Origin of the sequence: Leucobacter sp. UCMA 4100 (assembly GCF_027853335.1) — a bacterium.
Taxonomy (GTDB): domain Bacteria; phylum Actinomycetota; class Actinomycetes; order Actinomycetales; family Microbacteriaceae; genus Leucobacter_A.
Map to the genome: position 1 here is coordinate 2,017,367 of NZ_JAFEUS010000002.1, position 21,183 is coordinate 2,038,549.

The window sequence follows — 21,183 nt, forward strand, 5'->3', positions numbered from 1 at the left end:
GTTCTCGTTCTGGTTCGGCGTTCAGGAAAAATGTGGGTAAGATATAAGGGTTGCCATCACGCAGGTCGTGATCAACATCGGGCTGTGGCGCAGTTTGGTAGCGCACTACACTGGGGGTGTAGGGGTCGCAGGTTCAAATCCTGTCAGCCCGACCGAGAGAAAACCGCGAGAGATCGCGGTTTTTCTGTTTTCTGGGGGTTCTTCGGTGCGTGGCTGGGCCGTTGCATGCCTCGGCAGGTGGATCCTGCGCATCTGGTTTGCGTTCACTCGCCGGACGGCACGTTCCGTCCGTCGTGGCGCTCGCCGCCAGTCGTGACGCCTGCCGCCGCCCGCCTGCCGAATGGCGCGATCCGCTCGTCCTGTGGTCACTTTCGCCCGTCGTGTGGTCAAAAAGTGTCGAAAATTGCGGGCGGTTTCTAGCGGTCAGCGCAACAGTATCTCTTCGATGACCTCGGCCGGCTTCGCGAACGCTAACCGTTTCCGGGGCCGGTCGTTCATCTCCCACTCAACATAATCGAGATCTGCCTGACTGAACACACTCAGATCAGTGCCCTTGGGGAAATACTCCCGCAGTAACCCATTCGTGTTCTCATTCGTCGGCCGCTGCCAGGGCGAGTGCGGGTCGCAAAAGAACACATCAATATCAGCTCCCATAGCGACTTCTTGATGCTTACTCATCTCTTTGCCCTGGTCCCAGGTGAGAGTCCGACGAAGCACATCAGGTAACTCTTTCATCTTCGCGATAAGCCCCTCAGTGACTGCTTCTACCCGCGGTAACGAGGGGTCTAACCAAACAAGGAATAGATAGTTCGAGTGGCGTTCAACGACCGTCCCGATAGCGCTCTTGCCATCTTTCCCGATAATTAAGTCACCTTCCCAATGCCCAGGAACAGCCCGATCAAGTGCTTCTGCGGGACGGTCAACAATGTTCACCATCCCAGCAATTCGGCCCTGCCTAGACTGGCCAGAACGGTGACTGTGTCGGATCTTCCTCCCCGTACGAACCCGAACCTCAAGCTCGCGTTTGAGCCCACCCGGGTCTGATGCACGTTTAGGTGACATTCGACATGGCTAGTTTCGGCTGGCCTGGAAGGATGTATCTATGCCCCCTCGTTACCCCAAAGAGTTCCGCGACGACGTCGTAAAGATCACGTTGGATCGCGGCCCGGAAGTGACGCTCGCGCAGATCGCGAAGGACTTCAGTATTCACGTCGGAACTCTCGATAAATGGCTTCGAGAGGAACGCGTCGAGGCCGGACAGAAACCTGGCGTGACCCGTTCCGAGAACACTGAGTTGCGTGAACTTCGTAAACGGAACAAGCTCCTTGAACAAGAAGTAGAAGTGCTTCGTCGGGCGGCCGCGTATCTCTCGCAGGCGCATCTGCCGGGAAAAGGCTCTACCCGCTCGTGAAAGAGCTCGCCGGCGACGGGGTCCCTGTCGTGGTGTCGTGCCGGGTATTGAAGCTCTCACGCCAGCCTTACTACCGCTGGCTCCGCAGCCCAGTGACTGAGCGTGACCTTACGCAGGCGTATCGTGCGAACGCGCTCCACGACGCCCATATCGAGGATCCGGAGTTTGGATACAGGTTCCTCGCCGACGAAGCGAAGAGCTTCGGGGAACCGATGTGTGACCGGACTGCGTGGCGGCTCTGCCGCGATCAGCAGTGGTGGTCAGCATTCGGGAAGAAGAAAGCCCGCGGGAAAGGGAAGAAGCCCGGCCCGCCTGTTCATGACGACCTTGTGCAGCGCGAGTTTGTAGCAGCTGCTCCGAACGAGTTATGGCTTTCGGACATCACTGAGCATTGGACTGGTGAAGGCAAGCTCTACCTGTGCGCGGTGAAAGACCTCTTCTCCAACCGGATCGTGGGATACTCCATCGACTCGCAGATGACGTCCGCGCTTGCGGTGACCGCGTTAAACAACGCCGTGCTTCGTCGCGGTGACGTGCGTGGGTGTGTGCTGCACACGGATCGTGGATCTCAGTTCCGAAGCCGGAAACTACAGCGCGCACTCACCAGTCATAGGATGGCTGGTTCGATGGGGCGAGTGGGTGCTGCAGGTGACAACGCGGCGATGGAATCGTTCTTCAGTCTGCTCCAGAAGAACGTCCTGAACCGCAAGACCTGGACCACCCGAGACGAGCTCCGGTCAGCAATCGTGACCTGGATCGAGCGCACCTATCATCGACGCCGCAGACAAGCCCGGCTGGGGCGATTGACGCCGATCGAATACGAGACCATCATGAACAAACAGGTCGCACTTGCTGCCTGACCAAACTGTCACCTAAACGTGCATCAGACCCTTGTGACCGAGGCGCTCGCTGTCGTGGGGCTCTCAGAGGATGCCGAGCGCAGCATTCAGACGCTCTCGGGCGGTGAGCGGCAGCGTGTCGCTCTTGCTCGCTCGCTCGCGCAGGAGCCGAAGTTTCTCATTCTCGACGAGCCTACGAACCACCTCGATGTGCGGCACCAACTCGAGGTGCTCGACACCGTACGTGCGCTTGAGGTTGGGGTCTTGGCCGCCCTGCACGACCTGCACCTCGCGGCACGCTACTGCGATCGCATTTACGTGGTCGCGGCCGGGCGTATTGTGGCCGCGGGAGAACCCGTCGAGGTACTCACGCCAGAGCTCATCGCCGAGGTGTACGGGGTTGCGTGCGAGACGTACCGCGACCCGCGCGGCAACCTTGCCTTCACCTACATCTCGGCGGGTGCGCGCGTTGCGGTGTGATGTGGTGGCGTGAGGTGGCGGCGTGATGCGGCCGTGAGACCTTGCGGCGCCATGTTTCCTGGCGTGACGCGCCGACTGATCTGGGGGTGGCGCCCTGACGCAAGGAGGGTACGCTGAGAGGGTGAGAGAAAAAGGCGAGCAGGCGAAGGGGCCGGAGCGACGCGTCGGGTTGACCCCGACGAAAATTGTCGCCGAGGCCAGAGAACTCACGCGTGGGCGCGGCTTCCACTCCTGGACGGTGCGTGACCTCGCCGCCGCCCTCGACGTCGCCCCCTCGGTCATCTACCACCATATTGGCGGTAAGCAAGAGATCATTCGATGCGTGATCGAGGGCGCAGTCGCCGAACTCACCCCACCCCGCACCGACGTGTGCTGGCAGGAATACTTTCGAGGGTTCCTACTTGAGATGTACCCGATTCTGCGCGAGTACCCCGGATCTGCCAAGTGGCTCATGATGCACGGCCCGTCGTTTCCCTCGGTGCGCAGTTTCTTTGACGCCGGTCACACCTCGCTTGCCCGTGCTGGCTTTGAGCGACCCGCTGTCGTGTACGCGCTGCTCGTGAACTCGGCAGTGCTGACGGTAATGCTCAACGACGAACGCCTCGAGGGCGGCGAAGATGGCCCGCGTGACCACGGAGCCATGAAGCGCGGCTTCGAATCGATTCGTGAGGGGAGCATCGGTATCGCGACGATGATTGACGAGATGCTTGTTCCGCTTTCGACCGATCCCGAAGGTGCCGGCAAGGCCCTCAGCCTCGAGTACTACCGCCTACTCATCACGGTGATGATAGCGGGCCTCGAGCAACAGCTCCAGGCCTAGGCGCGACGGGAGCTCGCGCCCACCCGCCTACGGCACTTCGTGTGGTCAAAAAGTGTCGATTTCTCGAGATTTTTCGACACTTTTTGACCACACGGTGAAGAGTCTCGTGCCCCGTGCCGGCGTGCGGCGGGGGGCAAGCGAACGTGAACGCCAGCCCAGCCTGCACAAAGTGTGTCGACAGTTGTGTCGACAGTTGTACCGACAGTTGCGCTAATTAGGTTGGCCTTACTATCATGTGATGATACTAGATCAGTGTTCTAGAACGCGTGAAGTCAGGTTGTGCGCTCCTCCAGCAAGCGACTGATTAGGCGGGTTGCAGGGCGTTGAATGCAAAACTGACAACCACCGGCTAGAAAGTCACCATACGATGCACACCCAAAGCTCGCAGGCCCCAGCACCCGAGAAGCCGCAGATCGTTCTGCTGTTGCTCACCGTTTTTCTCGCCTACCTCGGGCAAATGACGCTCAACCCCATCATCGCGCCGCTCGCGAGAAAGGTGGGGCTTGCCGAGTGGCAGGTCGGGGTGACGATCAGTGTTGCCGCGATGATGGTCGTGCTCACGAGCCAGTTCTGGGGCAGGGCTTCGCAGGTGCGAGGGCACAAGCGGGTGCTCATCGTTGCCCTGGGGCTCGCGACCCTCAGCATGGCGGGCTTTTCGGTGGTCGTGGCGCTTGGCGTGCGCGGCGTCGTCGTCGGAGCGACGCTCTTCTGCCTCTTCCTGCTGCTGCGCGGCGTCGGGTTTGGGGCCGCGATCGCCGCGGTTGCCCCGACCGCGCAGTCGTATGTTGCCTCGGTTACGCACGATGAGGCGACCCGCACGAAGGGTATGGCTGGCATCGGCGCGGTTCAGGGCGTTGCGATGATCGGCGGTGCCGTCGTTGGCGGGGCGCTCGCCGGCGTACACCTGCTCCTACCTATCTCGGCGGTGCCGGTGTTGCTCGCTGGTGCGCTCGTGCTCGTGGCCGTGAAACTTCGCTCGAGCGCCTCGACCGAGAGCACGGCGACGGCGGTGCGGGTGCGGGCGACTGACACGCGCATCTGGCCTTTCTTGCTCGCGGGCTTCGGCATGTTTACGTCGCTCGGGTTCATGCAGGTACTCATTGGTTTCGTGGTGCAGGACCGGCTGCATCTGAGCCCCGAAACGACGGGCGTCGTCACGGGGGCTTCGTTGCTCGCAGCGGGGCTCGGCATGGTCTTCTCGCAGGCGGTCGTGGTGCCGAGGAGTGGGTGGCGGCCGGTCACGCTCTTGCGCGTTGGTAGCCTCGTCGCCTTCGCGGGGTTCGCGTTGCTCGTGCCCGATCTCGGCATGGCGGTGCTGCTCATCGCGATCTTGCTCATCGGCTTCGGTCTCGGCATTGCGATGCCCGGCTACACGGCAGGCCCGAGTCTCTGCGTTCAGCCCGAAGAGCAGGGCGCCGTTGCGGGGCTCATTGGCGCGACGAACGGCCTCACGTTTGTGCTGGCTCCCACGGCAAGTACCGTGCTCTATGCCGTGTGGCAGCCGCTGCCGCTCATCGTTGGGGCGCTGCTCATGGCGCTCGTGGCGTTGTTTGTCTGGCTGCACCCGAGGTTTCGTCGCGCCATGGGGGTTCCGGCCTGACGTGTGGCGGATCGCGCCCGGCGTGTGCCCGCGACGCGTACCCGGCGCGAGTGCTTTGGTTCCGACGACACGTAGCGTTCGGGAGGGGTGCTACCCAGCCACGTAGTCAAGAGTTTAGGTGCGCGTAGTTCGCCTCGAAGTTGCACGCATCTTTGTGCGAAAGCCCTCGTTGGGGTTGAGCGGTGGCGTTTACTAGTAACTATCACCGCAACGGCCAATACGGAAACGGGAAACCGAATCCCGGCCGCGGTACTCAAAACTCCTGATGGCTGTGACGCCATTAGACACAACTAGTCAGCGCCGAGCCGCACTCACCCCTAACCTTTCGGAAGACCCTAGCCGTAAGGAGCCCCAAAGAGTCCCGCTTGGCGCTGACTTATTTTTATTAGCTTCACGGGCCCCTGTGAGTTTGCTCGCTTGAGCCTTTTACCACGCGAAAAGGAGAGCATCGTTTGTCTGCCAAGTCTCGGCCGCAAGAGATGCCACAGCGAAGCGCTTGGGGCGTGTCTTCCGGTCGCGGGCCAGATGAATATGGTGGCTGGGAAGAAGCAATATCGGGTACGCTAAAGCCATCATATGGCGACACCCAGAATGATGGTTCGTTGGGGGCCAGCGGGCTGCGAACCACGGGAGGGGGAGGTTTCATGTACCCGAGAAATGCACTGGTGCAAAGCGTCGTGCGCTATGTCATCGACGGCACCTCGGTGGCGATCGTTGGCCAGCACTGGTCGGGGCGTACGGAGCTCCTGAGGCAGTGCGCTGATGCGCTCAACGGGATTGGTCTCTCGCTGCTGCGGCTGAGGGGCATTGAAAATGCGCCGCCGCTCGAGGCGTTTCGCGTCGCGTTTCCGAACCTGCGCCAGGTGCGCAACCCCGAGAGCGATCTCGCGATCGAGATTCAGCGGGTCGTCTCACAGCTCTTGAACGAGGGGCCAGCGGTCGTGGTCATCGACGACATCGACTTTCTTGACCACGCCTCGTGGGCGCTGCTCGAGCAGGTGCACAAGGCCACCGGTGTGCCCATCATCGCCACCGTCGAGGCCCGCAGCGACCTGACCCAGAAGACCACCTGTTGATTCGCGTTGCCCAGCCGGTCGTCAAGGTGAACGTAGAACCGTTGCCGCTCGACGCGATCCACGATCTGCTCGAAGAGCGTCTCGGCGATCACGTCGCGCCATCGCTCAGCGGTCGCATTCACATGAAGTCTGGCGGGCTGCCTGGCTTCGCGGTCACGTTTGCTGACGCTGGTAAGCGTCGCGGCACGATCCGCAAACAGGGCAGCGTGTGGCATGACAGCCCCGATCTCTGGTCAGACGAGCTCGAGGGTGCCTTCGAATCGCTGCTGTACCGCTACCCGCAGCACACCCGAGAAGCCCTCGAAATGCTTGTGCTCACGGGGCCGATTGACGTCGAGCAGGCGGCCGGGCTCATCGGGCAAGAGGAACTCGAGAAGCTTGAGGGCCGTGGGCTTGTGCGGCTCCTGAGCGCGGGCGGCCAGCCGCTTGTGATGGTGAACCCTCCCGGGATTAGCGACTACTTTCGGCACCAGCCGAAGTCGGTGCGTGGTGTACGCCTTAAGCAGCGCATCGAAGCGGTGCTCGGTGACGACGCGGTGCTCGAGTGGGATGGGCATGTGTATGAGAACGGGGCTATTGCCGATCTCATTCCGCAGCCAGAGGTGCCGCTGCTCGCGCGTGCTTTTCGTGACCGTTTTGAACTTGACCTTGCCCATACGTGGCAGGCGTGGAAGCGCGATAAGACCCTCATGCCCGCGATACGCGCGCTCGACCTGAGGCTCACGGGTGAGTCGCCCGCCGGGCAGATCGAACGCATTATCGATGGCACCGACACGAGCGGAGCAGAGGGCATGTACGCTCTCTACTACCGCTATCTGCACGCGCGTTGGCTCGTCACGCAGGAGGTTTCGCTCGACCAGATCGAAGCGGTGCTGCAGGGCGAGGGCGACCTCGGCCACCCGGCGGCGATCGAAGCCCTCATCATCGGGTTTCGGGCCGAGCGCATCGCGATCACGCAGGAGGCGCTCACGCGCATTGCTGAGCTCGCCGAGATGCCTGGCCTCGATGGCCAGGTCGCGGGTCTCGTGCACGTCGCGATGCACGCGCTCGGTGGGCAGCCATCGCTCGCGCTTGAGCAGATCGAAGCGCTTGAACAAGAAGCGGATCGCAGCTGGGTGGCCCGGTTCGCCGCACCGCTGCGCGGTCTCGCGCTCGTCACTGGTGGCAGCCCGAACGCCGCGTTCGAGTGGGCTTCGTCACAGCTGACCCTCGCACGTGAGGCGTACGACCGAGCAGCGATGGTTGCGCAGGCGTATATCGCGGTTATGTCGTTGCTCACGATGAGCCGCTACGCTGACGCGACCGCCGCGGGCAGCATTGTGGCTGGTGGCCAGTTCCAGGCCGCGAATCTCCTGTTTGGCCCAGACAAGGCGCTCATGAACGCGCTTGCGACCGCCGCACTTCGCAGCGGCCGCGCGGGATCGGTCGAGACACTCATCGAGCGAGGGGCCTCGTACCACGGGCGAAGCGACGCCGTGCCCATGGGGGCCGAGGGCTACCCTGCGGCACTCATGACCGAGATTGACGAGGAGCCCGCCGTCACGAGCGCGCTCTACCGGGAGCTCGCCGAGGGCCTCACTGAGCGCGGCTACGAGTTCTCGGCGGCCGGTTCGCTCATGCTCGCCATTCTGCTCGAGTTTGACCTCACGATTGCCCTCGTGCAGCGCGAGAAGCTGCTCAAGATGGGGGCGACGGTGTTTCTCGCTTACCTCGACGCGCAAATCGCGAGCCACGGGCAAGACGCCGCCTCGCTCGTTGAAGCGGCTCGGTGGCTCAGACGCGAGCAGGCGAACGAGTCGGCGCTCACCCACCTCACCTCTGCGGTGCGCATGTATCGCGCAGAGGGTAAGGAAGATGAGGCGCAGCGGGTGCGCGAAGAGATCGCCGATCTCATGGCGAGTGACCAGTCGGTTTCGGCTGCGAGCGCCGCTCGCGTCGAGTCGAGCATCGGTTTCACGCAGCGTGAACGCGAGATTATCGATCTTGTTGCGAAGGGTCTCAGTAACCCGCAGATCGCAGAGACGCTGAGCCTCTCAGTGCGCACCGTTGAGACGCACCTGCGAAACATTCGCAGGAAATCTGGAGCGCTTGAGCGTGACGAGATTGGCGACTACTCGAAGCTTCGGTAGTGGCTCAGACCCTAGCCGAGTGCCGCGAGGTGCTCGTTGCGTTCGACCTCTGGCACCGGCGCCGTGCCGGTTTGCACGCGCACGAGGTACCAGCTGGGCGAGAGTCCCCAGTGCTTGCTGAAGCGCCGGCTCGCGTAGCTCGGGTCGCTCCACCCTACAGCGCGGCCGGCAGCGCTCACCGTGAGATTCGTGGTGCGCAAGAGATACGCCATGCGCTCTGCGCGAAGCTGCTGGAGGTAGCTCATCGGCCCCATGCCGAGGTCGGCCCGAAAGCCGCGCGTGAGCTGCGAGGGTGAGATAGCGATTTCCTTCGCGAGCGAGGCGAGCGACCACGAGTACTCGAGGCGATCGTGCAGAATCGACACCGCGTGGCTGATGCGCGGGCTGAGCCGCAACAGGTTCGTTGGCAGCGTCGCGTGCTCATAGCGCAGAGGGTCGGCGGCGGTAGCCGTCTCTTCGCGACAAATGGTGACGAGGCGATCGAGAATCGCGTAGACGCCCGAGAGCTGGGCGAGTACGGTCGTGCCGGGGTTACGCACGAAGGCACTCAAAGTCTGCGAGAGCTCGGCGGTATCGGCTGGCGACAGTTCGCGCATGGTGACCGAGCCGAGCGTGCTAATTTCGCTCAGCACGGCGCGCATGGCCTCAACGACGGCAGGCACGGGAGCTGCGAGCTCGAGCATGCGCGTGCTGAGGTAGAGGTTGGTCATCTCGAGGTTCTTGGCGCTGGCAATTGAGTGCCAACTGCTGGGGCCGAGCATGACGAGCGAGCCGGGGCTGAGAAACGCCGTGCCCTCCTCGCCAAAGTGCTCGGCGCTTCCCGCCGTCACGAGTGAGATTTCGGCGAAGTCGTGCGTGTGCGCGCACATGTCGCGGCTCAGCGTGACATGCTCTGCGGCAGCCATCATGGTTGGTCCTGGCATAACTTCGGCATCAGACATGGTGAACAATTGCGTACTTACTCTTTCTGGTCGACATCGATGCTGAGTTCATCCATGTCCTGAGGGGTGAGATCGTGCCCATCGTTGATCATTTGTGAAGCGAGGGCGATGGTTTGCGCGTCGTACACGTCGGCGGTTGAGTGGCGTCTCCAGTAGCCGACGGTGTGCGAGGTCTGCTTCGTGTACTGCGCATCGCCGCGCAGCAGGCGGCGCAGGGGTTTTAGGGTTGAGGCTTCGCCCGCGGCCCAGATGTAGTCGGGGCGCTGCACCGAGATCTCGTCGGCGACGACGCTCATGAGTAGGTCGGCGTCGGCTCCCGTCGCGATCCACCGCGCAATACCGTCGGCAGCGGGCTCAAGCTCGAAGCGGTCTTCGGCACGGTCGACCCGAATGAGCACGCGAGCCCTGGCATCGCTCGGTAGTGATTCGACGATGGTCATGACCGCCGGAACCGCCGAGGGGTCGCCGATGAGTAGCACATCGTTGGCTGTGAGCGCGTCTTTGCCTGCGGCGTTACTGAGCACGAGCGCCTGGCCCGGCTCGGCCTGCGCTGCCCAACGGCCCGCAGGCCCCTCTGGATGAATGACAAAGTCGATGTCGACCTCGGCCTCGTGCTTCCGGTGCGCCCGCACGGTGTAGGTGCGCATCGTGGCCCCCTCGAGCAGCCCTTTGAGGCTCTCATCGGACGCGTGCGCGCGAGTCTCGTCGGGCAGAAATACCTTGATCTTTGGTGCGACGCCCGAGCATGCAAAGTCGACGAGGCCCTCGCCACCAAAGGTCACCCGAAGAAAATCGGGGCCAAGCAGCCTCGTTCGAACGACCGTTGCGCGGTAGTGAACGAAGCGGGGCAGGGTGGCTTTCTCAGTCATGTCAACATCTCCACATCAATAGTAAGGGAAGGCTAACCTAACCGTAAGCCTGGGCGTTGACGAGGGCCATGACCCTGGGCGTCTCACCCTTGCACAATCGAGTCATGCGGGAGGGCGGTCGCAGCTTTCGTCGTTGGGCTCGGCGCTCTCGCGGGGAAGCTGGGTGAGCAAGAGCGGCATTCCGAGCCCGCGCCAGGCGCCCCAGAAAACCATGCTCTCGCCCGGCGAGAGGGGCTGGGGGCGGGCCGGTTCTGGGGTAGCGGGCTCGCGCCGGGTACGAACGGCCCGAGCCTCGCGCTTCGTCTCGGTGAGGGCGCGACGGTAAAAGCTCACATTGGTGAGAAAAACGGTAACGAATGACATGGTGATGCCTCGCTTTCAGGGGGCATGAACGATCGGTCAGAAGGGTGAAGCGCGACTTATACCGCGGCCCAGCGCATGGCCGTGACCTCGGGCGAGCGAAGCGCGCCATAGAGGGCGTGCTCGATGTGGCGCTCCATGCCGGGCTCGGCCTGCACCCGCGCGGTGAGTGAAAAGACCTCGGGAGTTGCGAGGCTCGTCGAGACCTCGTGAATTTGCAGGTCTTCGTTGCTGAGCGCCGTGAGCACGAGCGAGCGCACCTGCGGCTCGTGCCGCTGCTCGCAGCGAACCTCGACGTCGTAGAAGGGGCCACTCGACTGCGCCTCTGCGGCAGCGAGGTTGCGATCGAGTGCGCGGCTCAGGGGCCTGAGCAGCGTGTTCGCGAGCATGATCATGGCGGTGCCAGCGGCAGCGATCCACAGCATCCCGCCGCCCGCGAGGGCACCGACAGCCGCCGAGGCCCACAGCGTCGCCGCGGTATTGAGGCCCCGCACCGAGGCGCCCTGCTTCATGATCACGCCGGCGCCGAGAAAGCCGATGCCGGAGGCGACCTGGGCGGCGACCCGCGTCGGGTCAGCCTCGGTTCCCGTGAAGCTGTAAGCGCCCATCACGACGAAGAGCGCAGAGCCGAGGCTCACGAGCGCGTTGGTGCGCAAGCCCGCCGAGCGCGACCGCCACTGGCGTTCGATGCCGATGAGCGAGCCGAGCAGCACGCTCGCTGCGATGCGCGAGAGAATATCGATGGTTTCAAACATGAGAAACGTCCGTTCGAGTCGTGCTCGCGCGCACGAGAAACGGGTTTCAAGACCCGGTGAAGGTTAGCGGCGCGAGCAGGAAAAGGTGAGCCAGAAAGATCGACTAGAGCCATCAGTCATGGGAAATCACCTCCTGCGCGCGCACGGAAGGACGTGCAAAATGCACGAGTCTTGGGCTTCCACGTTTGAGCTTTGGCACTTCACGACGTATCAGCCTCGCTGAAGCCACATTGGATCAACCCTTGCTCCGGGAAAATCTGTCCTAACCTTGGGCGTCTCTCGACGTCGTCAGATCAGTGGCCTGTGTTCGTAAAGGAGCCTCGCCTAACAAAGCGCTCCGCGAGACAGCATAGCGGTGAGCCGGGCAACTCTCAAGCGTTTGGCGGCCAGGCCACTGCTACGCTATTCATCTGATGAACTCGTACCGGCAGCCTGACTGGGCCTCGTGCGCGCAGCACCCGACGGCCATTCGCGAACCGTACCTCATGGGTACCGGGGTCGTGATGGGCGACGATCTCGGCCCTGGCCGCCTCGTCTCGCCGCCACACAGCCACCCCGAGGCGATGCTCGCGTGGTGCTATCGCGGCACCGTGTGGGTGTACCTCGAGAGCACGATGTGGCGCCTCTCGCCGGGGCAGGGGGTGTGGGTGCCGCCGCGCACGCCGCACACCGCGCGTCACGAGCGCGATGCCGTGGGCTGCTACACCTATGTACCGGGTGAGGCTCTCGCCGAGCAGGTCGACGAGGTGCGGCGGGTGGTCGTGCCGCGTGCCGTGCAAGAGATGCTGCTGCACCTGTCGATTCACGACATGCCAACCGATCTCAGGGTGCGAGCACAGCAGGTGCTCATCGACATGCTTGAAGACCCCGAGCTGAGCCGCGAAGACGGGGCGCTCGAGGTGCCATTGCCAGCCGACGAACGGGTGAGGGCCCTCGTCGAAGCGGTGCTTGAGCAGCCCGGCGATCCGCGCACAGCGCAGGAGCTCTTTGCGCAGCACGGCCTGCATGAGCGCACCGTGCTGCGGGTGTTTACGAGCGAGGTGGGCATGAGCTTCGGGCAGTGGCGCACGGGAGTGCGCATGACGAGCGCGGCGAGGCTCATCGTGGGTGGCACTCCGGTTGGCATTGCGGGGCAGATGAGCGGCTACGAAACGACGAGCGCCTTTTCGGCGGCTTTCAAGGGGTATTTCGGGTCGACGCCAAGGCAATTCGCGCTGCGGGCGCGCGCCGATTCTGCTCAGCAGGGGTACTGGCGTTCGTTCGGTTGAGCGGCATGACCGTTTTGCAATAGAAGTTGTCTGCTCGGGAACACACGGGAGCGCGCTTACGGCCTAGCATCGATACGTTAGGTAAGGCTTGCCTAATGAAGATCGCATGAATGCGATGGTTTCGTCTGTTCTGAAGGAGAACTATGCTGCACGCCCCCGCGCGCCGACCGCTGCGTCGAGTCACCGCGCTCGCTGCCCTCATGACCACGACCGCCCTGCTGCTGACCGGCTGCGGCGCGAGCGCAGAAGCGAAACCGGCCGCAGAGGAGTCGACCACCGGTGTCGTCATCGAGCACGCACACGGATCAACGAATATCGCCGAAAAGCCCAAGCGCATCGTGGCGCTCGGCTGGATGAGCCCCGACGTTGTCGCGGCCCTCGGCGAGAACCCGGTCGGCATCGAAGAAGTGTGGGGCGCTGGCGAGAGCGGCTACCAGCCCTGGTTCGAAGAGTTCGTCACTGAAGAGTACGGTGAGACGCCTGAGGTGATTCCCTACGCTGATGAGGGCCCGAACTACGAGGCCATTAAAGAGCTGAAGCCAGACCTTATTCTGAGCCTGTACTCGGGCGTTACCGATGTTGAGTACGAGCGCTTGAGCGAGATCGCCCCGACCATTCCCTACATCGAGGGGCCCTGGAACCCGGGCACCTGGCAAGACATGACCCGCACCATCGGTAAGGCGATGTGGCAGGACGAGAAGGCTGAAGAGCTCATCGGTGAGACCGAAGAGCTCATCGAGACGCTCGCCGACGAGCACCCCGAGTTTGACGACAAGACCTTTGTGTGGGGGCTCACCCTCAACGAGGGAGCAACCGACCTTGGCGTCTACCTCGATTACGACCCCCGCGTGCGCATCACTGAAGAACTCGGCTTCAAGTCGACCCCGGCAATGAAGTCGTTCTTCGAAACCGCCGAGGGCGACAACTGGTACACGGGCGTAAGCCTCGAAAATCTCGACGAGGTCGAAGCCGATCTCTTTGCGGCATGGGCAGGAAGTAAAGACGAGGGCGAGTACACCGTGAACAACAAGATCGTTGCTCGGTGGCAGCCGATCGCAGCAAAGTCGTACGTCATTTACGGTGATGAAGCTGAAGCCTCGGCCTTGAGCGCACCCACGGTGCTCTCACTGCAGGCGATGCTGCCCAAGTACGTCGATGACCTTGCGGCCGCCCTCGAGGGCAAGCCGACGATTTCTGGCAAGTGAAATCCCGCATCATCGGATTGATCGTCGCGGCGGCCGTTCTGGTCGCCGCGACGATCGCGTCGTTGGCGGTGGGCAGTAAAGCGATTGACCCGGCCACCGTCATCGAGGCCCTGTTCCACTACGACGAGACAAACCCCGCCCACCTCACGGTGCACGAGCTTCGGCTGCCGCGCACCGTTCTTGGCGTTCTCGTGGGTGCCGCCCTCGCGATGTGCGGCGGCCTCATTCAGGCGTTTACGCGCAACCCGCTCGCTGACCCTGGCATTCTGGGCGTCAACGCGGGCGCCTCGCTCTCGGTCACCTTTGCCGTTGGCGTGCTCGGCCTCACCGCGCCTGGGGCGTACGTGCCCTTCGCGCTCTTTGGTGCCTTCGCCCTCACGGTGCTCGTGTACGTGCTCGGTTCGGTGGGCCCGGCCGGCGCGACCCCGGCCAAACTGACCCTCGCTGGCGTGGCCTTGGGTGCCGCCTGCACTGGCTTCACCACGGCAATCGTGTTGCAAAACCACAGCACCCTGCAGGTCATGCGGTTCTGGTCGGTCGGTTCGATCGGCGGCCGCAGCATGGATCAGCTGCAGTGGGCGCTGCCACTCATCGTCGCGGGCCTCGTCATCGGCATGGCCTGTGCGAGGTCGCTCAACGCGCTTGCGCTCGGCGATGACCTCGCACAGTCGCTCGGCACGCGCATTCGCGTCACTCGCGTCATGGTCATCATTGCAGTGACGCTGCTCGCGGGTACAAGCGTTGCGGCGGCAGGTCCCATCGCCTTCATCGGCATCATGGTTCCTCACGCGGTGCGTTGGTTCACCGGCCCCGATCAGCGTTGGGTGCTGAGCATCTCGATGCTCGTGGGCCCGAGCTTCTTACTCATCGCCGATATTCTTGGCCGCATCGTACTGCCGAACGGCGAGCTGCGCGTCGGCATCGTCACCGGCCTCTTGGGCGCTCCCGTGCTCATCGCCCTCGTACGCAGAAAGCGGGTGAGCACCCTATGAGGTTGCAACAATCAGCGGTGAACGTTGGCAGAAAACAGACGTGGATCGACGGTGACCGGGTATCAGGCCGAGTCGCCACGCGCTCGATCATCGTGAGTCTCGTACTCGTCGTCATCACCCTCGCAGCGGGGCTCTTCTCAATGACGATTGGCTCGTACTCACTCGACTTCGCGACCGTGCTTGACGCGCTTTTCAATCCCGCGTCTGACCCCGATGCCCGGCAGGTCGTGTTCGAGTGGCGCTTGCCGCGCGTGCTCTTCGCGGTGCTGTGCGGTGCTGCTCTCGCGCTCTCGGGAGGCATCTTCCAATCGCTCACGCGCAACCCGCTCGGGTCGCCCGACATCATTGGCTTTGGCGTTGGTGCGCAATTCGGCGTCACGCTGACGCTGCTCGTGTTCGGGCTCAACACCTATCTCTTCAAGGCAGCTGGCGCCCTCGTAGGCGGCATGCTGACGGCCTTGCTCGTGTACGTGCTTGCCGCGAAGCGCACCTCGTCATCGTTCAGACTCATCATCGTGGGCATCGGTGTCTCGGCTGGCCTCGGCTCGTTGAGCTCGTGGATTCTCATTTCGGTGAGTGTCGAGCAGGCGATGATGGTCGCGACCTGGGGTGCGGGGTCGCTCGCCTCCCTCGGCTTTGACCAGTTGCTGCCGGCGGCGGTCGTCTTCGTGATCGTGGTGGTCGCCTCGATGCCGCTCGCCCGAACCCTTCCGGTGCTCGAGATGGGCGACGACGCGGCCATGGAGCTCGGCATGAGACCGGGACGAACGCGCCTCACGGCTATGATCTTGGGCGTCGCACTCATGGCGCTCGTCACCGCTGCGGCGGGACCCATCTCGTTCATCGCGCTCGCGGCCCCGCAGATTTCGCAGCGGCTCACCCGCTCGAACACTCCCATGGGGCTCGCGCCCGTTATGCTGACCGGTGCGGCGCTCGTGGTGATCTCTGATGCGGTGGCGCAGCTGCTCGCCGTGCCCGTTGGCGTGGTGACGGTTTCTGTTGGCGGGCTATACCTTGCGTGGCTGCTCGCGACCCAGTATCGGAGCAGAGCATGATGCGCACAGCAACCTCTGACCACGCAACCGGCTCACGGCAAGCCGAACGAAAGGAAACCCCAATGACCGCCTCACTGCTCGCTCGCGATGTGACGCTCGGCTACGGTGACAAGAACATCATTGAGGGGCTTTCTCTCGAGGTTCCCGACCACTCGTTCACGATCATTATCGGGCCCAACGCCTGCGGTAAATCGACGCTGCTGCGCGGCTTCTCGCGACTGTTGAAGCCGGCTGATGGCGCCGTGCTGCTTGACGGCAAGACCCTGCACTCGCAGAGCCCCAAGGTGGTCGCGCGGCGCCTCGGGCTCCTGCCGCAGTCATCGATCGCCCCCGACGGTATTACGGTGGGCGACCTCGTTGGTCGCGGCCGCTTTCCGCACCAGAGCGCGCTTCGCACGTGGAGCAAACAGGACGAGAAAGCGGTGATCGAGGCGCTTGAAGCGACCAACACAACCGAACTCTCGCATCGCCTCGTCGATGAGCTCTCGGGCGGCCAGCGGCAGCGAGTGTGGGTCGCGATGGCCCTCGCGCAGCAGACTGAGCACCTTCTGCTCGACGAGCCGACGACCTTTCTCGACATCGCGCACCAGATCGACCTGCTCGAACTCTTCTCAGAGCTGCACCGCGGGGGAACGACGGTCGTCGCTGTGCTCCACGACCTGAACCATGCGGCGCGCTACGCAACCCACCTCGTCGCGATGCGCGATGGCGCGATCGTGGCCCAGGGTGATCCGCGAGAGGTCATCACCGAAGAGCTCGTTGAGGCGGTCTACGATCTGCCCTGCAAGGTCATCACCGACCCGGTTTCGGGTGCGCCGCTCGTGTTGCCGCTCGGAAAGAGTCATTCGTGACCGTCGCTCCCGGCTCTCTTTTTCGCGCAGCGCTCACGGGTGAGGGCAGGGGGTTCGCGCTCACCGGTGCCACGGTGCTGCTCATGGTGCACGCGCTCGCAGAGGCCGCGATTCCCGTGCTCATCGGCGTCGTCGTCGACCGCGCGATCATGCCGGGCGACACCGCTGCGCTCTTCACATGGCTGGGCGCCCTGCTCGGCGTCTTCATCGTGCTCACCGCCTCGTACCAGAGCGCCTCGCGCCTCATGGTGACGGTGTACGGAAGGGGCGAGCAGACGCTCAGGCATCGAGCCCTGCAGCAGATTCTTCGCCCGCGGCTCACCGCCACGCGCCTCACGGCAGGCGAGGCACTCACCTACGTGACCTCTGACACCTACCGCGTGGCGGGCGTCGCGTGGTCGGTCGCGCAGCAGAGCGCAGCGGTCGCCGCCATTGTGGCCTCGGCGCTCGCGATGCTCGTCATCTCACCCGCGGCAACGATCGTGGTGTTCGCCTCGACGCTCATCATGATGTTTGTGATGCGCTTTGTGTCGCGGCCGCTCGAGCGCCGCGGCATGGCCGAGCAGCACGAAGCGACCGGTGCTGGCGCCGTCGCAGCAGACTTCATGACCGGCTTCCGGGTGCTCGTCGGCATGAACGCGAGAGACGAGGCCGTGAAGCGCTACGTCACCGCGAGTGACCGCTCGCGCGTTGTCGGCACCGCTGCCGGCCGCGCCATCGCTGGTGCTGGGGCCGTGAGCGAGAGCCTCGCGGCGCTCACCACGGCGGGGCTCGCGGGAATGTCGGCCTGGTTCGCTTCGGCAGGCCAGATCAGCATCGGCGAGCTCGTCACTGTGCTTGGCCTCGCGCAGTTCGTGAGCGGTTACCTCGCATACGCCGGGTCGTTCCCGGCAAACTGGGCCCACAAACTCGCCTCGGCGAAGCGTCTCGCGGGTCTCATGAACGCCCCCGACCTCATCGAACAGCCCGCATCGTCAAGCGAGCAGCAACTCCATTCGGCGGCCGTCATGACCTTTCGTAACGGTGACGAGCGCATCGAACTTTTCAGTGGCGAACGCCTCGGCATCAGGCCCCGCACGACCGCCGAGGCCCGCGAGGCCTCACGCGTTCTTGGGCTGCGCGCCCCCGTCGGGCCTGGCGACCTCACGATTGCTGTGAGCGACAGCGCAGGCGAGGGTCGCCACGTCGACGCGCGAGACCTCGAACCCGGCGAATACCGCAGCCGCGTGGTCTCGATGCCACACCGACACATGGTCATGAGCGGATCACTACGCGAGGCCGTCACCGGTTCATTCGCAGCCGCGCACGAGCCCGAGCCCCGCGAGCCAGACGCCGCGATCATCGACGCGGCTCACCTCGCCGAGGTCGTACCAGAGCTCGGCGGTTGGGAGGCTCCCGTTGGCGAGGCGGGTCGTAAGCTCTCGGGCGGCCAGCGGCAGCGCATCGGCCTCGCGCGGGGGCTCCACGAAGGCGCTCGTGTGCTCGTCGTTGACGAACCAACCTCGGCGGTCGACGCCGTGACCGAGACCGAAATCGCGGCAAAGTTTCGTGAGCGACAAGACACGCTCGTCGTCATCTCATCGTCTGAGACGATGCTCGCCGCCTGCGACCGGGTCATTGAGTGGCGCGGGGCAGGCGGCGACAGTAGCGAGACCGGGCAGGAGGCCGCAAACCATGGCTGAGCATCAACTTCCAATCGCCACGGGCGCCGAGGTGCGCGGCGTGCTTCGTGCGCTGCTGCGCGACCACCGCGCAAGAACCACGGGCGTCTGCATCCTCTTTCTGAGCGCGGCCGTGCTCGGCCTCACCCTGCCGCTCAGCCTCGGCAAGATCGTTGACGCGGTGGTCGAGCAGGCTGGCCCGCTCATCATTGGCGGGTGGGTGGCGGCCGCGGCGGCTGGTACCATCGCCGCCGCAATGCTCGGGCTCTGGGGCAATCGGGTGCTCGTCTCACTCGTGCAAGACATTCTCGCGAAGCTTCGCGAAGAGGTCTTTGCCTCGGCCATGCGCCTGCCCGTCGCGACGATTGACGACGGCGAGAGCGCCGACCTCGTGTCGCGTGTGACCGGCGACGTCGAGGCGGTCGCCGAGGCCGGCGGCGACGTCGTGCCAGAGCTGCTCGCGGCCTGCTTTGCGATCGCGGTCTCGCTCGTCTCGCTCGCCGCGATCGACCTCAGGCTCGCGCTCGCGGGCCTCGTCTGCGTGCCAAGCTACGCGATCGGCACGAGGCTCTTCCTGCGCCGCTCACGGGTCGTCTTTCGTGAGGTGCGGCTTCGCGAGGCCCATCGCAGCCAGGCGGTGCTTGAGGTGGTCGAGGGGCGCGAAACCCTTACCGCACTGAGCGAAGAAGAAGGCGCGCTCGATCGCGTTGCCACTCGGGCAGAGGCGTCGATCCGCATGCAAATCGAGGGCACCCGCGTGCGCAACCGCCTCTTCCTCTCGATTCACGGCGGCGAGGCGCTCGGCATGATCGCGCTGCTCGCCGCTGGTGCGATGCTGAGCGGGGCAGGCGCGCTCACGGTGGGCATGGTCACCACCGCGGCCCTCGTGTTTCACCGCCTCTTTGGCCCCATCGGCCAACTCATTTTCAGTCTCGACGACGTGCAGCGGGCGACTATTGGCCTCGCGAGACTCGTTGGCGTGATCGTGACCGGGCGAGAGGGCGACGCCGAGCGCGATGCCTTGCGCGGCGCCGAGCAGCCGCGCTCGGGCAGCGATTCGGCCCCCGCGATCGAGCTGCGCGACGTGAGCTTCAGCTACCCGCGCACGGGCCGCGGGGTGCGTGACGTGAGCCTTCGCATCGACCCGGCGACCACCACCGCCTTCGTTGGAGCCTCCGGCTCAGGCAAGAGCACCGTGGCGAAGCTCATCGCCGGCCAGTACGTGCCAGACTCGGGCAGCGTCGAGATCGAGGGCGGCGTGCTGCCCTACACGATCTCGCAAGAGCTGCACTGGTTCAGGGGAGGCATCGCCGAGAACCTTCGGCTTGCCGCGCCCGAGGCGAGCGACGCGACGCTCGTGGCTGCGCTGGAGGCCGTCGGGGCCGAGTGGGCACTCGATCGCTCCGGCTCTGAGCAGCGCGCGGCCACCATCGCCGAGAGCGACGAGGTTCCCGACGAGGGCCGCATCCAGCAGCTCGCCATCGCGCGGGCGCTCATCGCCGATCCGAGCGTTGTCATTCTCGACGAGCCGACCGCCGACGTCGGGCTGCAGTACCGCGACGACGTCGAGGCCGCGATCGCCCGGCTGCGCGAGGGGCGCACGGCCGTGTTCATCGCGCACCGGCTCGCCCCCGTCATCGACGCGAGCAGCATTGCCGTGTTTGAAAACGGGCGCATGGTGCAGCTCGCCCCGCACGAAACCCTCGTCGCCGACGAGGCTGGCCCATACCGAGGCCTGTGGATCGCCCAGCGAGACGCCGACGCGCTTCCCATCGGCACGTCGGGCGGGTTGGCCTCCCGCGCCCCGACCCAGGCTGCCCTGGACCAAGGAGGAACCCCGTGACCATTTTCCGAGCCGTTGTGATGAAGACCAGCCAGCTGAGCGCCTCACTCGTGCGCGTGACGCTCGGTGGCGAGGGCGTCGCCGACTTTATCTCGACCGGGATACCGGACGAGTACGTGCGCGTATTCTTTCCGCACGGCGATGATCCGCACGATATCTCGCTGCCGGTGCCCGAGGGAGACTGGTGGCGCACGCCCGAGGGGCAGCCGGAGGCCCCCAAGCGCACCTACACGATCAGCGGAGTGAACCCCGAACGGGGCGAACTCGACATCGACTTTGTCGTGCACGAGGCTGGCGTCGCGGGACCGTGGGCGCGGGCCGCTCAGCCCGGCCACGTCATCGGGTTCAACGCTCCGACGGGCCTTTACTCGCCGCCCGCCGAGACCACCTGGCAGCTGCTCGCCGCCGACCTTACTGCGGTTCCCGCCGCGCTGCGCATCGCCGCAGGCTCCGCAGGGCTGCACACTCGTCTCATCATCGAGATCCCGACCGAGGCCGACCGCTTCGACCCCGAACTTCCCGCGAACGTCGAGGTGACCTGGGTTATCGGCGGAAACGGCAACGGCCCAAGCCGTCTCGGTGAGATCGTGCGCAGCGCTGTGGGCGCCACCCAGTCGCTCGACGGCGGCTACATCTGGGTCGCTGGCGAAACCGCGGCGCTGCGCGACGTGCGCAAGTACCTGCGCCGCGAGCTCGGCCTCGAAGCCGCGCGCTACAAAGTCATCGGCTACTGGACGCCGGTCGCCGACTGGGACGAGAAGTACGCGGCGCTGCCCGAGGCCGTGAAGCGCGAGCTCGCGCAGATCTGGGAGGCGGCGGGTGCTGGCGCTGACGCGGGCGATGGCGCTGGGTCGGGTGCTGACGGCGGGCCCGACTCGGGCACTGACGTGGGCGGGGGTGCTGGTGATGGCGCTGGTGCTGGCTCGGGCGAGGGTGCTGGCTCGGGCGTGCTCGATGACGAAGAGGTGCAGATTCGCTACGAGTCGCGGCTGGCGCAGCTGGGGCTGTGACGCGGGGCGCTCCCCGCG

The 21,183-nt window shown here is 64.6% G+C and carries 18 protein-coding genes, 1 tRNA gene, 1 pseudogene and 1 riboswitch; of the genes and pseudogenes, 15 read left to right on the forward strand and 5 right to left on the reverse strand.

Annotated elements, in window-relative coordinates; translation table 11 throughout:
* The first annotated feature begins 78 nt into the window (after positions 1–78).
* Positions 79–152, forward strand: a tRNA-Pro gene (locus JSO19_RS09400).
* Between the two features lie 271 nt (positions 153–423).
* On the opposite strand, the pseudogene JSO19_RS09405 reads toward JSO19_RS09400, so the two are convergent.
* Positions 424–1,035 (reverse strand): annotated as a pseudogene (locus JSO19_RS09405) (IS30 family transposase); the annotation flags it as partial.
* Positions 1,036–1,102: 67 nt separating this feature from the next.
* Here JSO19_RS09405 and JSO19_RS09410 point away from each other — a divergent pair.
* The 6 genes from JSO19_RS09410 to JSO19_RS09435 all read left to right on the forward strand — a co-directional run bounded on the left by JSO19_RS09410 (position 1,103) and on the right by JSO19_RS09435 (position 8,355).
* Positions 1,103–2,271, forward strand: a protein-coding gene (locus JSO19_RS09410) for an IS3 family transposase (RefSeq protein WP_270911313.1) whose coding sequence is annotated in 2 segments (ribosomal slippage) — positions 1,103–1,387 and positions 1,390–2,271 — 1,167 coding nt in all. Because the reading frame shifts where the segments join, the coding sequence is not laid out codon by codon here.
* An 18-nt stretch (positions 2,272–2,289) separates the two neighbouring features.
* A complete protein-coding gene (locus tag JSO19_RS09415; RefSeq protein ID WP_270911314.1) occupies positions 2,290–2,730 on the forward strand; it encodes an ABC transporter ATP-binding protein in 441 nt (146 codons plus the stop codon).
* Between the two features lie 121 nt (positions 2,731–2,851).
* Positions 2,852–3,550, forward strand: a complete 699-nt coding sequence (locus JSO19_RS09420; protein ID WP_270911315.1) for a TetR/AcrR family transcriptional regulator — start codon at positions 2,852–2,854, stop codon at positions 3,548–3,550.
* A 367-nt stretch (positions 3,551–3,917) separates the two neighbouring features.
* Positions 3,918–5,150, forward strand: coding sequence for an MFS transporter (locus tag JSO19_RS09425; RefSeq protein ID WP_270911316.1), 1,233 nt, complete (start codon positions 3,918–3,920; stop codon positions 5,148–5,150).
* 644 nt (positions 5,151–5,794) lie between these two features.
* The gene (locus JSO19_RS09430) at positions 5,795–6,226 is read left to right on the forward strand and encodes a hypothetical protein (RefSeq protein ID WP_270911317.1); all 432 of its coding nucleotides are present in this window, start codon (positions 5,795–5,797) and stop codon (positions 6,224–6,226) included.
* Positions 6,223–8,355, forward strand: coding sequence for a helix-turn-helix transcriptional regulator (locus tag JSO19_RS09435; RefSeq protein WP_270911320.1), 2,133 nt, complete (start codon positions 6,223–6,225; stop codon positions 8,353–8,355). Before JSO19_RS09430 ends, JSO19_RS09435 begins: the two co-directional genes overlap by 4 nt.
* Before the next feature lie 11 nt (positions 8,356–8,366).
* Here the strand turns inward: JSO19_RS09435 and JSO19_RS09440 are convergent, their stop codons facing one another.
* The 4 genes from JSO19_RS09440 to JSO19_RS09455 form a co-directional block, all read right to left on the reverse strand.
* Positions 8,367–9,296 carry an AraC family transcriptional regulator gene (locus JSO19_RS09440; protein ID WP_270911321.1) on the reverse strand — a complete coding sequence of 310 codons (930 nt, stop codon included), beginning with the start codon at positions 9,294–9,296 and terminating at the stop codon, positions 8,367–8,369.
* 17 nt (positions 9,297–9,313) lie between these two features.
* Entirely contained in the window at positions 9,314–10,165 is an 852-nt protein-coding gene (locus JSO19_RS09445) for a siderophore-interacting protein (protein WP_270911322.1), read from the reverse strand.
* A gap of 102 nt (positions 10,166–10,267) precedes the next feature.
* Entirely contained in the window at positions 10,268–10,528 is a 261-nt protein-coding gene (locus JSO19_RS09450; protein ID WP_270911323.1) for a hypothetical protein, read from the reverse strand.
* A gap of 56 nt (positions 10,529–10,584) precedes the next feature.
* On the reverse strand, positions 10,585–11,280 hold the full coding sequence (locus tag JSO19_RS09455) for an MgtC/SapB family protein (protein ID WP_270911324.1): 696 nt from the start codon (positions 11,278–11,280) through the stop codon (positions 10,585–10,587).
* Positions 11,281–11,450: 170 nt separating this feature from the next.
* Positions 11,451–11,619, reverse strand: a riboswitch (M-box (ykoK) riboswitch).
* Between the two features lie 74 nt (positions 11,620–11,693).
* On the opposite strand from JSO19_RS09455, the gene JSO19_RS09460 reads away from it, so the two are divergent.
* The 8 genes from JSO19_RS09460 to JSO19_RS09495 all read left to right on the forward strand — a co-directional run bounded on the left by JSO19_RS09460 (position 11,694) and on the right by JSO19_RS09495 (position 21,165).
* Entirely contained in the window at positions 11,694–12,548 is an 855-nt protein-coding gene (locus JSO19_RS09460) for a helix-turn-helix transcriptional regulator (protein WP_270911325.1), read from the forward strand.
* Between the two features lie 143 nt (positions 12,549–12,691).
* Positions 12,692–13,753, forward strand: a complete 1,062-nt coding sequence (locus tag JSO19_RS09465) for an ABC transporter substrate-binding protein (protein ID WP_270911326.1) — start codon at positions 12,692–12,694, stop codon at positions 13,751–13,753.
* Entirely contained in the window at positions 13,750–14,745 is a 996-nt protein-coding gene (locus tag JSO19_RS09470; protein WP_217134983.1) for a FecCD family ABC transporter permease, read from the forward strand. The genes JSO19_RS09465 and JSO19_RS09470 overlap by 4 nt, the downstream gene beginning before the upstream one ends.
* Positions 14,742–15,800, forward strand: coding sequence for a FecCD family ABC transporter permease (locus JSO19_RS09475; RefSeq protein WP_270911329.1), 1,059 nt, complete (start codon positions 14,742–14,744; stop codon positions 15,798–15,800). The genes JSO19_RS09470 and JSO19_RS09475 overlap by 4 nt, the downstream gene beginning before the upstream one ends.
* Before the next feature lie 62 nt (positions 15,801–15,862).
* Positions 15,863–16,651: an ABC transporter ATP-binding protein gene (locus tag JSO19_RS09480; protein ID WP_270911331.1), complete on the forward strand. Its 789-nt coding sequence runs from the start codon at positions 15,863–15,865 to the stop codon at positions 16,649–16,651.
* Positions 16,648–18,333: an ABC transporter transmembrane domain-containing protein gene (locus JSO19_RS09485; protein ID WP_270911333.1), complete on the forward strand. Its 1,686-nt coding sequence runs from the start codon at positions 16,648–16,650 to the stop codon at positions 18,331–18,333. The genes JSO19_RS09480 and JSO19_RS09485 overlap by 4 nt, the downstream gene beginning before the upstream one ends.
* The gene (locus JSO19_RS09490) at positions 18,326–20,155 is read left to right on the forward strand and encodes an ABC transporter ATP-binding protein (RefSeq protein WP_270911334.1); all 1,830 of its coding nucleotides are present in this window, start codon (positions 18,326–18,328) and stop codon (positions 20,153–20,155) included. The genes JSO19_RS09485 and JSO19_RS09490 overlap by 8 nt, the downstream gene beginning before the upstream one ends.
* The gene (locus JSO19_RS09495) at positions 20,152–21,165 is read left to right on the forward strand and encodes a siderophore-interacting protein (protein WP_270911335.1); all 1,014 of its coding nucleotides are present in this window, start codon (positions 20,152–20,154) and stop codon (positions 21,163–21,165) included. Before JSO19_RS09490 ends, JSO19_RS09495 begins: the two co-directional genes overlap by 4 nt.
* The last annotated feature ends 18 nt before the right edge of the window (positions 21,166–21,183 follow it).

Excerpts from the sequence above, each read along its gene's own strand:
- JSO19_RS09455 (WP_270911324.1), bottom strand. The coding sequence starts at position 11,280 with ATGTTTGAAACCATCGATATTCTCTCGCGCATCGCAGCGAGCGTGCTG.
- JSO19_RS09425 (WP_270911316.1), top strand. The coding sequence starts at position 3,918 with ATGCACACCCAAAGCTCGCAGGCCCCAGCACCCGAGAAGCCGCAGATC.
- JSO19_RS09450 (WP_270911323.1), bottom strand. The coding sequence starts at position 10,528 with ATGTCATTCGTTACCGTTTTTCTCACCAATGTGAGCTTTTACCGTCGC.
- JSO19_RS09430 (WP_270911317.1), top strand. The coding sequence starts at position 5,795 with ATGTACCCGAGAAATGCACTGGTGCAAAGCGTCGTGCGCTATGTCATC.
- JSO19_RS09445 (WP_270911322.1), bottom strand. The coding sequence starts at position 10,165 with ATGACTGAGAAAGCCACCCTGCCCCGCTTCGTTCACTACCGCGCAACG.
- JSO19_RS09475 (WP_270911329.1), top strand. The coding sequence starts at position 14,742 with ATGAGGTTGCAACAATCAGCGGTGAACGTTGGCAGAAAACAGACGTGG.
- JSO19_RS09490 (WP_270911334.1), top strand. The coding sequence starts at position 18,326 with ATGGCTGAGCATCAACTTCCAATCGCCACGGGCGCCGAGGTGCGCGGC.
- JSO19_RS09465 (WP_270911326.1), top strand. The coding sequence starts at position 12,692 with ATGCTGCACGCCCCCGCGCGCCGACCGCTGCGTCGAGTCACCGCGCTC.
- JSO19_RS09480 (WP_270911331.1), top strand. The coding sequence starts at position 15,863 with ATGACCGCCTCACTGCTCGCTCGCGATGTGACGCTCGGCTACGGTGAC.
- JSO19_RS09460 (WP_270911325.1), top strand. The coding sequence starts at position 11,694 with ATGAACTCGTACCGGCAGCCTGACTGGGCCTCGTGCGCGCAGCACCCG.
- JSO19_RS09440 (WP_270911321.1), bottom strand. The coding sequence starts at position 9,296 with ATGTCTGATGCCGAAGTTATGCCAGGACCAACCATGATGGCTGCCGCA.